The following is a 13,239-nucleotide window of genomic DNA, read 5'->3' as shown; positions in this document are numbered from 1 at the left end:
TTATTGGTTCTCGTTTTCTGTTTTCCGCCATGTCGGCTGTTTCTTCCGAAGTTTCTACCGCCACCCTGGTGCACAGCCGCCACCGCCGCCTGCTGGCCGATACGCTGACGCCGGTGAGCCTCTACCTGCGCCTGCGCGACCAGTTTGTGGGCACGCTGCTGCTCGAAAGCTCCGACTACCACGGGCACGACAACAGCTTCTCGTACCTGTGCTTCAGCCCGGTAGCCCGCTTTGAGCTGGATGGCCGCCAGCTGACGGTGCAGCATCCCGGCCAGCCGGCGCAGGTGAGCACCCTGGCCGACCCGCGCCAGGCCCTAGGGCAGCTGCGCGCGTTTCGGGAGAGCTTCCGGCCGGTGGCGCCCTCGGGGCTGCCTTTCACCAGCAACGGGCTGTTTGGGCACATGGCCTACGAGGCGGTGCAGTACTTCGAGGATGTGACCCTGCGCGACAAGCCGGCCGAGAGCACGGTGCCGGCCATCGTGTACCAGGCGTTTCGCTACGTTATCGTTATCAACCACTTCAAGGACGAGCTGTACTTGTTTGAGCACCAGTACCTGGCCGAGGGCGAGGAGCCCGCGCCCGACACGCTCGACCAGGTGGAAACGCTCATCCAGAACCGCAACTTCGCCACCCACCCCTTCCGCCTGACGGGCGCGGAAACCACCAACGCCACCGACGCCGAGTATCTGGAGCTGGTGCGCCTAGGGCAGCACCACTGCCAGCGCGGCGACGTGTTTCAGATTGTACTGTCGCGCCGCTTCGCCCAGGAGTTTCAGGGCGACGAGTTCAACGTGTACCGGGCCCTGCGCTCGCTCAACCCCTCGCCCTACCTATTCTTCTTCGACTACGGCAGCTATAAGCTGTTTGGCTCGTCGCCCGAGTCGCAGATTGTCATTAAACAGGGGCAGGCGGTGCTCTACCCCATCGCGGGCACCTTCCGCCGCACCGGCGACGACGCGGCCGACGCCCACCTGGCCCAGCAGCTGCTCGACGACCCCAAGGAAACCGCCGAGCACGTGATGCTGGTGGACCTGGCCCGCAACGACCTCTCGCGCCGCTGCGACGTAGTGGCCGTGGAGCGCTTCAAGGAAATCCAGTACTACTCGCACGTTATCCACCTGGTTTCAAAGGTGGTAGGCAGCCTAGGGGCCAACACCGAGCCGCTCGACGTGGTGGGCGAAACCTTCCCGGCCGGCACGCTCTCGGGCGCCCCCAAGTACCGGGCGGTGCAGCTCATCGACGAGTACGAGAGCACGCAGCGCGGCTTCTACGGCGGCTGCCTGGGGGTGCTGGACTTCGGCGGCGATTTCAACCACGCCATCATGATTCGCACCTTCCTCAGCCAGGACAATACGCTGTACTTCCAGGCCGGCGCGGGCGTGGTGGCCAAGTCGGTGCCCGAAAGCGAGCTGCAGGAGGTGCACAACAAGCTGGGCGCGCTCCGGGCCGCCTTGCAGCAGGCGGAGAAGGTATGAGGCCCTAGGGTACGCTGAATATGAAAAGCGGTCATGCTGAGCTTGCCGAAGCATCTCTACCGCGCAACTAGCTCTCTATTATCTAACGATGCGGCAGAGATGCTTCGGCAAGCTCAGCATGACGTTCTAGAAAAATTTTAAATCAAATGGCCATCCTGGTTCTCGACAACTACGACTCCTTCACCTACAACCTCGTGTACTTGCTGCGCGAGCTGGGGCAAGAGGTGGACGTGTTTCGCAACGACAAAATCAGCCTCGACGAGGTGGAGAAGTACTCGCACATCCTGCTCTCGCCGGGGCCGGGCGTGCCCAGCGAGGCCGGCATCATGCCCGCGCTGCTGCAGCGCTACGCGCCCACCAAGCACATCCTAGGGGTGTGCCTGGGCCACCAGGCCATCGGCGAGGCCTTTGGCGGGCAGCTGGCCAACCTGGGCGAGGTGCACCACGGCGTGGCCCACACCCTGCACCAAACCGCCGAGGCTGGCCGCAGCCGCCTCTTCGACGACGTGCCCGACCACGTGCGAGTGGGCCGCTACCACTCCTGGACCATCGCGCCCGAGCAGGTGCCCACCGAGCTGCACGTGACGGCAGTGGACGAAACCGGCCAGGTGCTGGCCGTGGCCCACCGCGAGTACGACGTGCAGGGCGTGCAGTTCCACCCCGAGTCGGTGCTGACCGAACACGGCAAAACCATGCTGGCGAACTGGATAAAGGGCTAAGCCAACTGGTTTGCCTGGCAAAAAAAGGCGGTCATGCTGAGCTTGCCGAAGCATCTCTACCGCGTAACTATTTACTGACGTTGAGATTACTTGCGCGGCAGAGATGCTTCGCGTTGCTCAGCATGACGTTCTCTTACCCAACTACATGAAAGACACGCTCAACCACCTCTTCGCTTACCGCACGCTGCCCCAGGACGAGGCGCACCGCGTGGTACTGGGCATTGCCCGCGGCGAGTACAACCCGGCCCAGATGGCGGCCTTCCTCACGGTGTACCTCATGCGCAGCGTGACGGTGGACGAGCTGGCCGGCTTCCGCAACGCGCTACTGGAGCTGTGCCGGCCGGTGGACCTGGGGGGCTACGACGTGATGGACGTGTGCGGCACCGGCGGCGACGGGCGCAACACCTTCAATATTAGCACGCTGTCGGCCTTTGTGGTGGCCGGCGCGGGGCAGCCGGTGGCCAAGCACGGCAACCACGGCGTGTCGAGCATCAGCGGCAGCAGCACGGTGCTGGAGCACCTAGGGGTGCGTTTCACGGCCGAGAGCGACCAGCTGCGGCGGCAACTCGACGAGGCTAATATCTGCTTTCTGCACGCGCCGCTGTTCCATCCGGCCCTGAAGAACGTGGCACCGCTGCGCAAGGAGCTGGGCGTGAAGACCTTCTTCAACATGCTGGGCCCGCTGGTGAATCCGGCCCGCCCGCGCCTGCAGCTGGTGGGCGTGTTCAGCCTGGAGCTGGCCCGCCTCTACGCCTACCTGCACCAGCAGGAGGCCGGCCGCGAATTCCTGATTGTGCACAGCCTGGATGGCTACGACGAGGTGTCGCTCACGGGCCCGGTGAAGCTCATTGGCCGCCAGGGCGAGGAGCTGCTAACGCCGCGCGACTTTAATCTGCCCGCCACCACGCCCGAGTCGCTGTTTGGCGGCGACACGGTGGCCGAGGCGGCGCACATCTTTATGCGGGTGCTGCGCGGCGAGGCGCCCGCCGCCCACCGCGCCGCCGTGCTGGCCAACGCGGCCCTGGCACTGCGCACCGCCGGCCGGGCTTCCAACATCGAAGAGGGCCTAGGGCTAGCCGCCGAGTCCTTGGACAGCGGCCGGGCGCTGGCTGCCTTTGAGAAGCTGCGGGCGCTGAGTGAGTAAATGCCTTTAAAAAGGCGGTCATGCTGAGCTTGCCGAAGCATCTCTACCGCACAATTAATTTCAAACGTTAAGATTACTTACGCGATAGAGATGCTTCGACTTCGCTCAGTATGACGTTCTTAAGTAGATTATACCTATGACCATCCTTGATAAAATCATTGCCGAGAAGCGCCGGGAGGTAACTCGCCGCGAGGCGGCCACGCCGGTCGAGGCGCTGCGAGCGCAGCCCGGCTTCGGGCGGCCGGTGCTGTCGGCGCGGGCGGCACTCACGGCGGTGGGCTCGTCGGGCATTATTGCCGAGTTCAAGCGCCGCTCGCCGTCCAAGGGTGTCATCAACGGCGCGGCCGAGGTGGGCGCTACCACGGCCGGTTACGCGGCGGCGGGCGCGGCGGTGCTGTCGGTGCTCACCGATGAGCCCTTTTTTGGCGGCACACCGGCCGATTTACTGGCGGCGCGGGCGGCCTGCCCCGCCACGCCCATCTTGCGCAAAGACTTTATTATCAGCGAGTACCAGCTATTAGAGGCCCGCGCCTGGGGTGCCGACTTGGTGCTGCTCATTGCCGCCTGCCTCACGCCCCAGGAGGTGCGGCAGTTGAGCGCGGCCGCGCAGGCCCTAGGGCTGGAGGTGCTGCTGGAGGTGCACGACGCCGCCGAGCTGACCGGCCACCTCTGCGACACGGTAGACCTGGTGGGCGTGAACAACCGCAACCTGGCCACCTTTGCCACCGACATCGACACCTCGACCCGGCTGGCGGCGCTCATCCCGGGCCGGTTTGTGAAGGTGGCTGAGAGCGGCCTCGAGCACGCCCGCACCATCCGGCAGCTGCGCCAGGCCGGCTACCAGGGCTTTTTGATGGGCGAAACGTTTATGAAAACCACCGACCCGGCCGCCGCCCTCGGCCGGCTGGTGGGCGAACTATCCGCCCGGCCTGCACCGTTGGCGAGGTAACCCACTCCCTGCGAGCATGAAAATTAAAGTATGCGGCATGCGCCAAGCCGGCAACCTGGCGGCGATTGCCGGCCTCGACCCCGACTTCCTAGGCTTTATTTTCTCGCCTAAGTCGGCCCGCTACATGGGCGAGATGCTCGAACCCTGCCACGTCAAGAGCCTGCCTGCGCACATTGGCCGCATCGGCGTGTTCGTGGACGATACGCTGGCCAGCATCCAGGCGGCCAGCATCAGCTTCGGCCTCGACTACGCCCAGCTGCACGGCCACGAAACGCCCGCCTTTTGCCAGCAGGTGCGCGCCACCGGCCTGGGCGTCATCAAGGCGTTTGCGGTGGGGCCCGGCTTTGATTTTAGCTCGGTCGCGGCCTACGCGCCGGTGTGCGACTACTTCTTGTTTGACACCAAGGGCGAGCTGCCCGGCGGCAACGGCCAGGCCTTCGACTGGCAGCTGCTGCACGCCTACCAGGGCCCGCTGCCGTTTTTCCTGGGCGGGGGCCTAGGGCCGGCCAACCTTTCCGAGGTGCTAGCTTTTCGCCATCCTTACCTCTACGCCTTCGACTTCAACAGCCAGCTCGAAACTGCACCCGGCCTGAAGGACGTGGCCCGCACCCGCGACCTGCTGACGCGCCTGCACGAGCAGGCCGCTTAGGGGACAGCACAAAAATGAAAGAATAAAGGCGGTCATGCTGAGCTTGTCGAAGCATCTCTCCCGCGTAAATAATCCTGACGTTTGAAATTAGTTGCGCGGGAGAGATGCTTCGACAAGCTCAGCATGACCGCCTTCTTTGCTTTACCATCTACTTTTATGACAACCGAAACCGCTTCCCCCTACCGCGTCGATACCAGCGGCTACTACGGCCCGTTTGGCGGCGCCTACGTGCCCGAAATGCTCTACCCCAACGTGGCCGAGCTGCGCGACAACTACCTGCGCCTCATCGACGAGCCGGGCTTCCAGCGCGAGTTTCAGCAGCTGCTGGCCGACTACGTGGGGCGGCCCACGCCGCTGTTTCTGGCCAAGCGGCTGAGCGCCGAAATCGGTACCACGGTGTACCTCAAGCGCGAGGATTTGTGCCACACCGGCGCGCACAAGATTAACAACACCATCGGCCAGATACTGGTGGCCCAGCGCCTGGGCAAGCGCCGCATCGTGGCTGAAACCGGGGCCGGGCAGCACGGCGTGGCCACGGCCACCGTGTGCGCCCTCATGGGCCTGGAGTGCATCGTGTACATGGGGGCCATCGACATGGAGCGCCAGAAGCCCAACGTGGACCGCATGCGGATGCTGGGCGCCCAGGTGGTGCCCGCCCGCAGCGGCAGCCAAACCCTGAAGGACGCCACCAACGAGGCCATGCGCCACTGGATTTCGAACCCCACCGATACGCACTACATCATCGGCTCGGTGGTGGGCCCCCACCCCTACCCCGACATGGTGGCCCGCTTCCAATCGGTAATTTCGGCCGAGATTATCAGCCAGCTGCTGGCCCACACCGGCCGCGCTACCCCCGACTACGTGCTGGCCTGCGTGGGCGGCGGCTCCAACGCGGCGGGCGCCTTCTACCACTACCTCGACGAGCCCCAGGTGCGCCTGGTAGCCGCCGAGGCCGCCGGCCAGGGCGTGGACACGGGCCACTCGGCCGCCACCACGGCCCTAGGCAAGCCCGGCATCCTGCATGGCAGCAGCACGATTTTGATGCAGACGGAGGACGGGCAGGTGACGGAGCCCTACTCCATCTCGGCGGGCCTCGACTATCCCGGCATCGGGCCGCAGCACGCGCAGCTGTTTGCCACCGGCCGGGCCGAGTTCATCAGCATCACCGACCGGCAGGCGCTCGACGCGGCCTTCCAGCTCTCGCGCCTTGAAGGCATCATCCCGGCCCTCGAAACGGCGCACGCCCTAGCCTGCCTGCCACTCATCAAGGCCAAGCCCGATGAGGTGGTGGTCGTCTGCCTTTCGGGCCGCGGCGACAAGGACCTGGCCACCTATACCAAGCACCTGGAGGAATACGCCTAAGCTATTTCGCGCAGGGTTTCGCAGTGCGCTTTCACCCCTGCGAAACCCTGCGCTCAACCCTGCGAAACCCTGCGCGAACCCCTACTATGAACCGCCTTACTAACCTATTCCAGCACAAAACCGCCGACGTGCTGAACGTGTACTTCACGGCCGGCTTTCCGGCCCTGCACGACACGGTGCCCATCCTGCGCAGCCTGCAAGACGCCGGGGCCGACCTCGTGGAAATCGGGATGCCCTACTCGGACCCGGTGGCCGACGGCGAAACCATCCAGAAAAGTAACCAGCAGGCCCTCGACAATGGCATGACCGTGGGCAAGCTATTCGAGCAGCTGCAAGACATTCGGCAGCAAGGCATTACGGTGCCCATTCTGCTCATGGGCTACCTCAACCCGGTGGTGCAGTACGGGGTGGAGCGCTTTTGCCAGCAGTGCCAGGCCGTGGGCGTCGATGGCGTGATTCTGCCCGATATGCCGCTGGAAGTGTTTGAGCGCGAGTATAAAGCCCTGTTTGCCCGCCACGGCTTGCAAACCGTATTTCTGGTGACGCCCCAGACCGCGCCGGCCCGCGTGCAGCAGCTCGATGCCGCGGCCGATGGCTTTATCTACCTGGTGGCCGCTGCCGGCACCACCGGCTTACAAACCAACATGAACGCCGACGTGGATGCCTACTTGCAGCGCATCAAGGCCCTAGGGCTGCGTAACCCCACGCTCGTGGGCTTCGGCATCAGCGACGCGGCCAGCTTCCGGGCAGCCAGCCGGCATACCACGGGCGCCATCATCGGCAGCGCCTTTATCCGGCTGCTGCAAAGCACCTCCGCCGAGCAGCGCGACGCCGCCATCCGCGAGTTTGTGGCCGGCGTGCGCCCGCTGCAAGTGGCCTAGGGATGCGGTATACCGCGTAAAAAGGCAGTCATGTTGAGCTTGCCGAAGCATCTCTACCGAACAATACGGCGCGGTAGAGATGCTTCGGCAAGCTCAACATGACTGCCTTTTTTAGTCAATATTATTTATAATTCGTCTAAACAAAGTCGATTACCTTACCTTTGCCCAGCCAGCAAGGAAAGTATGGCTTGCTGGCCCTGCGCGTATGACTTTCCGCAAAGCCGTCGGCAAACTGCACTTGTGGCTCGGGCTGGCCTCGGGGCTGGTAGTGCTCATCGTGAGCTTATCGGGGGCGGTGTTCGTGTTTCAGGATGAAATCCGGGACCTGACGCAGCCTTGGCGGCACGTAGCCGTGGAGGCCCGGCCCGCGCTGCCGCCCTCGGTGCTGCAAGCCGCCGCCGTGCAAGCCAAGCCCGGCTTTACGCCCTCCTGGACCATCTACAACGGCCCCGACCGCTCCACAGCCGTGTACTTGAGCAAGGGCGAGGAAACGTACTACGCCTTTCTGAACCCCTACACCGGCCAGGTATTGAAAGTGCAGAACTTGCGGAACGACTTCTTCACCACCGTGCAGTACCTGCACATGTACCTGCTGCTGCCGTCGGCGGTGGGCAAGTGGGTGGTTGATGTGGCCGTGCTCATCTTCGTGGTCATGCTGGTGTCGGGCCTGGTGCTGTGGTGGCCACGCAACCAGGCCGCCCGCAAGCAGCGCTTCTCGGTGAAATGGGACGCCTCGCCCAAGCGCCGCACCTACGACCTGCACCAGGTGGGCGGCTTCTACGCCAGTGCCCTAGCCCTGGTGCTGGCCCTTACCGGCCTCTGCATCAGCTACGAATGGCTGATGAACGGCGTGAGCACCCTGGCCAACGGTGGCCGCAGCATCGCCGCCGAAAATGCCGAGCCCAAGGTCGACACGCTGCTCACCGCCCGTTCCGCCAGCCCGGTGGTGGACGTGGCCTACGCGCGCATGCGGCAGCAGTCGCCCAAGGCCGAAATGCTGTTGCTGGGCCCCGTGAGCAAGGGCGCGCCAGTGTGGTGCACCGCTTACGGCAAGTCGCTGCACTACTACCACCGCGACGAGTACCGCTTCCATCCCACCACTGGCCAGCTGCTGCTGGCGCAGCCCCACGCGGGCAAAAGCCCCGGCAAGAAGCTCGCCGATATGAATTACGACCTGCACACGGGGCTGATTCTGGGCCTCGGGGGCAAGGTTATCGCCTTCGTGGTCAGCCTGCTGTCGGCCAGTCTGCCGGTTACGGGCTTCCTGGTGTGGCGCGGGCGGCAGAAGAAACACCGCAAGCCCCACCGGCAACCTGCCCTGGCCACTGCCGTTTAGGCTAGCATGAAAACGCTGTTGCTGCTGGCATTGCTGGCCACGGCGGCCACAGCCGCGGCCGCCCCGCCCTCCCTGGCCGCCACCATCCGGGCCAGCAAGTGGAAGAAGCGGGTGCTGCTCGTAGTGGCTCCTAGGGCCGACGAAGCGGCTTACCGGCAGCAGAAGCAGCTGCTGGCCGCTACCCCCGACGGCCTGCACGAGCGCGATATGCTGGTGCTCGACGTGCGCGGCGACCAGCTCACCCCGGCCGACCGCCAGTACGCCGAGCAGGAGTTGAAGCTCAAGCTCACCCGGTTCGAGGTAGTGCTCATCGGCAAAGACGGCGGCGTGAAGCAGCGCAGCCCCCACCCACTGACGCCCCAGGCGCTGTTTGGCACCATTGACAAGATGCCCATGCGCCGCCAGGAGATGCGCCGCGGGCAGTAGCCGCTAGCCGAGAGCTAGTTGGCTTGAAAAGGGTACCGCCGGAACGTGACCTTGCTCATGGCGTCCTTCTCGTACTTTGCCAGGCAATATTGCTCGAAGCGGGCGTCGAAGCTGGTCTGGCCCGGCTGCACCGCGCTGGGCGCCGGCTGGCCCGCCCGGAAGAAATACACCGCCGTGCGGCCATACTTGGTGTAGGGCATCAGGTCGCCGTACTGTTGCATCTCGCGCCACAGCGTATCGGCCACCGTCACGGCGTACACGTGCACGATAGGGCCGGTGTTGTTCTCGTTGCGGTAGACGGCGACCTCTTGGAAGTTTCCTTTCAGGTCGCCCACTCCCGGCTGGCTGAGCGAGTTAAAAACGAACCACCCGAGCAGCAGTACAAGCGCCCCTAGGGCCAGGTATTTAGGTTTCATAGGGTATCGAGCGGCTACTCCCAGGCTAGTTGCAGCCCGATCGCCGCGTAGGCTCCAAACTTGCCGTCGCGGCTTACCAGCGTTAGGCGCTCGGCCAGGGCCTGGGCAATGAGCAGGCGGTCGAAGGGGTCGCGGTGATCTTTGACTTGGGATAGTTGGCTTAGCGTCAGTAGGTGCGCGTCCGTGATTTCGAGAATGTAAAAATCGTAGGTCCGCAGCATCTGCATCCACTGCGCATGGGGCTGCGATAGAATCAGCTTGCCGAGGCTCTCCTTGATGGTTATTTCCCAGAGCGAAGCCCGGCTAACCACCACGCGACTGGCAGGGTCGGCAATGAGCTGGCTGATGGCGGCAGGCAGCCGGGGGTCGGCTCCAGCATACCACAGCAACGTATGCGTATCGAGCAGGTAGTCAGCCATTACATATAATCGGCAAAATCCTCCAGCGGCTCATCAAAATCATCGGCCATCCACATACCCTCCCCGCGGGCAAAGCCCAGGGGTGCCCGTGGCTTAGCCGTGTCAGGGCTGGTGGCAGCCGTAGTCAGCAGATTCTTCATCTGCTGCCAAAGCGCCTCATCCTGCATCTGCCTGACGGCCGTGATTAATTCCTGCTTTTGTGTTTCCGTTACCATAGCACAGGTCTATCAATTAGATTCTCAACTTACAGCTTATCAGCCAGAAACCGCGCCGTGTGGTTCGTGTCCTTGAGCTTCACCAGCTGCTCCGGCGTACCTTCAAAGAGCAGGTGCCCGCCGTTGATGCCGCCTTCCGGCCCTAGGTCAATCAGCCAGTCGGCGGTTTTGATGATGTCCACGTTGTGCTCGATGATGAGCACGGTGTTGCCCTGCTCGACCAGCGCATTCAACGCCGAGAGGAGCTTGGCGATGTCGTGGAAGTGCAGGCCGGTGCTGGGCTCGTCGAAGATGAACAGGATTTTGTCTTGCTGCAGCGTGGCGCCCTTGGTGAGGAAGCTGGCCAGCTTCACGCGCTGGGCCTCGCCGCCCGACAGCGTGTTGGCCGACTGGCCCAGGCGGATGTACCCTAGGCCCACGTCGAGCAGGGGCTGCAGGCGCTCGGCCACCTTAGGCTGGCCTTTGAAGAACTCCACGGCGTCGGCCACGGTCAGCTCCAGCACCTCGTCGATGCTCTTGTCCTGAAACTTGACTTCCAGAATATCCTGCTTGAACTTGTGGCCGCCGCAGCTCTCGCAGGTCAGGTAGATGTCGGCCATGAACTGCATCTCGATTTTCACCTGGCCCTCGCCCTGGCACACCTCGCAGCGCCCGCCCTCCACGTTGAACGAGAAGTGCGAGGGCTTGTAGCCCCGCGCCTTGGCCAGCGGCTGCTCGGCAAACAGGCTGCGTATCTGGTCGTAGGCCTTCACGTAGGTCACGGGGTTCGAGCGCGACGACTTGCCGATGGGGTTCTGGTCCACGAACTCGACGTGGGTAATCTGTCCATTCACGCCCGTGAGCTTGTCGAACTTGCCGGTGCTTTCGCCCGCGCCGCCGCCCAGCTGCTTCATGAGCGCTGGGGCCAGGATGCGGCGGATGAGCGTGCTCTTGCCCGAGCCCGACACGCCCGTGACCACCGTCATCACCCCTAGGGGTATCTGCACGGTCACGTTCTTGAGGTTGTTCTCGCGGGCGCCGCTGAGGGTGAGCGCATTGCGCCAGGGGCGGCGCACGGCGGGCACCGGCACGTCGAGCTGCCCGCTCAGGTATTGGCCGGTGTAGGTGCTACGGTCGTGAGTCAGCTCCTCGAAGGTGCCCTGAAACATGAGGTTGCCGCCGCCACTGCCGGCCTCGGGGCCGATGTCGATAATCTGGTCGGCGGCTTCCATCATCTTCTCCTCGTGCTCCACCACCACCACCGTATTGCCCAACTCCTGCAGCGAGCGCAGCACGCCGATGAGCTGCTCGGCATCCTTGGGGTGCAGGCCGATGCTCGGCTCGTCGAGCACATACATCGAGCCCACCAGCGCCGACCCGAGCGAGGTAGCTAGTGAGATGCGCTGGCTTTCGCCACCGCTCAAGGTATTGCTGAGGCGGTTGAGCGTAAGGTATCCCAGGCCTACCCGGTTGAGGTAGCCCAGGCGGTTGGTGATTTCGGCCAGCAGGCGGTCGGCCACGGCGGCCTCGTGCTCGGTCAAACTCAGATTCTCGAAAAACCCTAGGGCCTCCGAGATGGGCAGCAGCACGAGGTCGGTGATGCTGCGGCCGTTGATGCGCACGTACTGCGCGTCTTTGCGCAGGCGGGTGCCGCGGCAGTCGGGGCAGGTGGTGCGGCCCCGGTAGCGGCTTTGCAGCACGCGGTACTGAATTTTGTGGGTCTGCTCGCTTACCCACTTAAAGTAGGCGTCGAGGCCCTCGAAATACTTGTTGCCGGTCCAGAGCAGGCGGCGCTCGGCCTCGCTCAGGTCGTTGTAGGGCCGGTGAATGGGGAAGTCAAACCGGATACCGTTCTTGAGCAGCGGCTTCAGCCACTCGCCCTGCTTCTCGGTACGCCACGGAGCTATCGCGCCCTCAAACACGGTCAGGCTCTTGTCTGGTATCACCAAGTCCTCGTCGATGCCCAGCACCGAGCCGAAGCCCTCGCAGGTGTGGCAGGCGCCGTAGGAGTTATTGAAGGAGAAGAAGTTGACGTTGGGCTCCTCAAACGTCAGCCCATCTAGCTCAAACTTATCCGAAAAAGTACGGCTCTCGTCATCCAGCTTCACGATGCAAGTGCCGTGGCCCTCAAAAAAGGCCGTCTGCACCGAATCCGACAGGCGGAATTGCAAGTCCTCGTCGTCGGGCTGCATCACGGCGCGGTCGATGAGGATGAACACCTCTCCTTCTACCTCGGGCTTGCCTTCGCCTATCAAATCCTCAATAAATGCCGTTTGCCCGTTGGCCAACACCACGCGGCCGTAGCCCTTCTGCAAGAGCAAATCCAGCTCCTTGCTCATGGGGCGGCCGGGCTCGGTGCTGGTGAGGGGGGCTAGGATGGTGGCACGGCTGCCGGCGGGCAGGGCCACCAAAAAATCTACCACGTCGGCCACCGTATCCTTGCGCACCTGCTCGCCGCTGACGGGCGAGTACGTGCGGCCCACCCGCGCAAACAGCAGCTTGAGGTAGTCGTAAATCTCGGTGCTGGTGCCCACCGTCGAGCGGTTGTTCTTGATGCTGACTTTCTGCTCGATGGCGATGGCCGGCGAAATGCCCCGGATATAATCCACGTCGGGCTTGTCCATGCGGCCCAGAAACTGCCGGGCGTAGCTGCTCAGGCTCTCCACGTACATGCGCTGGCCTTCAGCGTACAAGGTATCAAACGCCAGGCTGCTCTTGCCCGAACCGCTGAGGCCCGTGACCACGATGAACTTGTTGCGGGGCAGGGCCACGCTCAGGTTCTTGAGGTTGTGCACGCGGGCATTCTTGATAACGATAAACTGACGCGGGTCGAGCTGATCGATGGCATCGGTGGCGGGGGCAGCCACTTGCAGGGCGGAGTTGTCGGACATGAATGGGGTAACGCCGGCCGGGGGCCGGAAGGTTTCGGCCCTAGGGTAGCAAAGGGCAAAGGTCGGGGCTGGTAGCGCTAGCTAGGCTTCGCAGGCCGTCGCTTTAGTGCTCGCTACTTCGCCATTGACTAATACCAGCGGCTAAATTTTATGCGAATAGGTAATGTAAAATAATCTATTTTTAGTACTATTTTATAATTTTCGTCAACTACTATACTATAGCGCGCACAATTTAAATACGATTAATTAATATAATTATTACAATAAAATAATTAACTTTATCTATTATAAAATTTATCATACGTTCAAAAAAAACGAGTTTTTGTTTGTCGCAAAGCTTATCATTAATGCTTTAAAGCGATAATATTAAGCTTTTAA

General features: G+C 62.9%; 13 protein-coding genes. 9 read left to right on the top strand and 4 right to left on the bottom strand.

The window, feature by feature from the left end:
- The first annotated feature begins 29 nt into the window (after positions 1-29).
- The 9 genes from HHL22_RS14565 (at position 30) to HHL22_RS14525 (ending at position 8,941) form a co-directional block, all read left to right on the top strand.
- Positions 30-1,475, top strand: a complete 1,446-nt coding sequence (locus HHL22_RS14565; RefSeq protein WP_169532074.1) for an anthranilate synthase component I family protein — start codon at positions 30-32, stop codon at positions 1,473-1,475.
- Between the two features lie 146 nt (positions 1,476-1,621).
- Positions 1,622-2,194, top strand: a complete 573-nt coding sequence (locus tag HHL22_RS14560; RefSeq protein ID WP_169532073.1) for an anthranilate synthase component II — start codon at positions 1,622-1,624, stop codon at positions 2,192-2,194.
- A 145-nt stretch (positions 2,195-2,339) separates the two neighbouring features.
- Positions 2,340-3,338 (top strand): anthranilate phosphoribosyltransferase, encoded by a 999-nt coding sequence (trpD, locus tag HHL22_RS14555; protein WP_169532072.1) that lies wholly within the window; start codon positions 2,340-2,342, stop codon positions 3,336-3,338.
- Positions 3,339-3,474: 136 nt separating this feature from the next.
- Positions 3,475-4,287: an indole-3-glycerol phosphate synthase TrpC gene (gene trpC, locus HHL22_RS14550; RefSeq protein ID WP_169532071.1), complete on the top strand. Its 813-nt coding sequence runs from the start codon at positions 3,475-3,477 to the stop codon at positions 4,285-4,287.
- 16 nt (positions 4,288-4,303) lie between these two features.
- Entirely contained in the window at positions 4,304-4,936 is a 633-nt protein-coding gene (locus tag HHL22_RS14545) for a phosphoribosylanthranilate isomerase (RefSeq protein ID WP_169532070.1), read from the top strand.
- A gap of 156 nt (positions 4,937-5,092) precedes the next feature.
- Positions 5,093-6,298, top strand: coding sequence for a tryptophan synthase subunit beta (gene trpB / locus HHL22_RS14540; protein ID WP_169532069.1), 1,206 nt, complete (start codon positions 5,093-5,095; stop codon positions 6,296-6,298).
- 86 nt (positions 6,299-6,384) lie between these two features.
- Positions 6,385-7,179 carry a tryptophan synthase subunit alpha gene (trpA, locus tag HHL22_RS14535; protein WP_169532068.1) on the top strand — a complete coding sequence of 265 codons (795 nt, stop codon included), beginning with the start codon at positions 6,385-6,387 and terminating at the stop codon, positions 7,177-7,179.
- 205 nt (positions 7,180-7,384) lie between these two features.
- Complete coding sequence (locus HHL22_RS14530; protein WP_169532067.1) at positions 7,385-8,515, top strand: PepSY-associated TM helix domain-containing protein; 1,131 nt, start codon at positions 7,385-7,387, stop codon at positions 8,513-8,515.
- A 6-nt stretch (positions 8,516-8,521) separates the two neighbouring features.
- A complete protein-coding gene (locus HHL22_RS14525; protein WP_169532066.1) occupies positions 8,522-8,941 on the top strand; it encodes a DUF4174 domain-containing protein in 420 nt (139 codons plus the stop codon).
- Between the two features lie 14 nt (positions 8,942-8,955).
- On the opposite strand, the gene HHL22_RS14520 is transcribed toward HHL22_RS14525, so the two are convergent.
- From HHL22_RS14520 to uvrA, 4 genes are read right to left on the bottom strand one after another with little or no spacing between them, the layout of a single operon-like run.
- Positions 8,956-9,357 carry a hypothetical protein gene (locus HHL22_RS14520; protein WP_169532065.1) on the bottom strand — a complete coding sequence of 134 codons (402 nt, stop codon included), beginning with the start codon at positions 9,355-9,357 and terminating at the stop codon, positions 8,956-8,958.
- Positions 9,358-9,371: 14 nt separating this feature from the next.
- Positions 9,372-9,776, bottom strand: coding sequence for a type II toxin-antitoxin system VapC family toxin (locus HHL22_RS14515; protein ID WP_169532064.1), 405 nt, complete (start codon positions 9,774-9,776; stop codon positions 9,372-9,374).
- Positions 9,776-9,991: a DUF2281 domain-containing protein gene (locus HHL22_RS14510; protein ID WP_169532063.1), complete on the bottom strand. Its 216-nt coding sequence runs from the start codon at positions 9,989-9,991 to the stop codon at positions 9,776-9,778. Before HHL22_RS14510 ends, HHL22_RS14515 begins: the two co-directional genes overlap by 1 nt.
- A gap of 29 nt (positions 9,992-10,020) precedes the next feature.
- Positions 10,021-12,861 (bottom strand): excinuclease ABC subunit UvrA, encoded by a 2,841-nt coding sequence (gene uvrA, locus HHL22_RS14505; protein WP_169532062.1) that lies wholly within the window; start codon positions 12,859-12,861, stop codon positions 10,021-10,023.
- Between the last annotated feature and the right edge of the window lie 378 nt (positions 12,862-13,239).

Origin of the sequence: Hymenobacter polaris, from assembly GCF_012927305.1 — a bacterium.
Classification (GTDB): domain Bacteria; phylum Bacteroidota; class Bacteroidia; order Cytophagales; family Hymenobacteraceae; genus Hymenobacter; species Hymenobacter polaris.
This window is presented reverse-complemented; position numbering and strand designations above follow the sequence as displayed.

Bases quoted from the DNA above. Each gene is read 5' to 3' on its own strand.
- HHL22_RS14525 (WP_169532066.1), top strand. From the start codon at position 8,522: ATGAAAACGCTGTTGCTGCTGGCATTGCTGGCCACGGCGGCCACAGCC.
- trpA (WP_169532068.1), top strand. From the start codon at position 6,385: ATGAACCGCCTTACTAACCTATTCCAGCACAAAACCGCCGACGTGCTG.
- HHL22_RS14530 (WP_169532067.1), top strand. From the start codon at position 7,385: ATGACTTTCCGCAAAGCCGTCGGCAAACTGCACTTGTGGCTCGGGCTG.
- trpD (WP_169532072.1), top strand. From the start codon at position 2,340: ATGAAAGACACGCTCAACCACCTCTTCGCTTACCGCACGCTGCCCCAG.
- trpB (WP_169532069.1), top strand. From the start codon at position 5,093: ATGACAACCGAAACCGCTTCCCCCTACCGCGTCGATACCAGCGGCTAC.
- HHL22_RS14515 (WP_169532064.1), bottom strand. From the start codon at position 9,776: ATGGCTGACTACCTGCTCGATACGCATACGTTGCTGTGGTATGCTGGA.
- HHL22_RS14560 (WP_169532073.1), top strand. From the start codon at position 1,622: ATGGCCATCCTGGTTCTCGACAACTACGACTCCTTCACCTACAACCTC.
- HHL22_RS14510 (WP_169532063.1), bottom strand. From the start codon at position 9,991: ATGGTAACGGAAACACAAAAGCAGGAATTAATCACGGCCGTCAGGCAG.
- HHL22_RS14520 (WP_169532065.1), bottom strand. From the start codon at position 9,357: ATGAAACCTAAATACCTGGCCCTAGGGGCGCTTGTACTGCTGCTCGGG.
- uvrA (WP_169532062.1), bottom strand. From the start codon at position 12,861: ATGTCCGACAACTCCGCCCTGCAAGTGGCTGCCCCCGCCACCGATGCC.
- trpC (WP_169532071.1), top strand. From the start codon at position 3,475: ATGACCATCCTTGATAAAATCATTGCCGAGAAGCGCCGGGAGGTAACT.
- HHL22_RS14565 (WP_169532074.1), top strand. From the start codon at position 30: ATGTCGGCTGTTTCTTCCGAAGTTTCTACCGCCACCCTGGTGCACAGC.
- HHL22_RS14545 (WP_169532070.1), top strand. From the start codon at position 4,304: ATGAAAATTAAAGTATGCGGCATGCGCCAAGCCGGCAACCTGGCGGCG.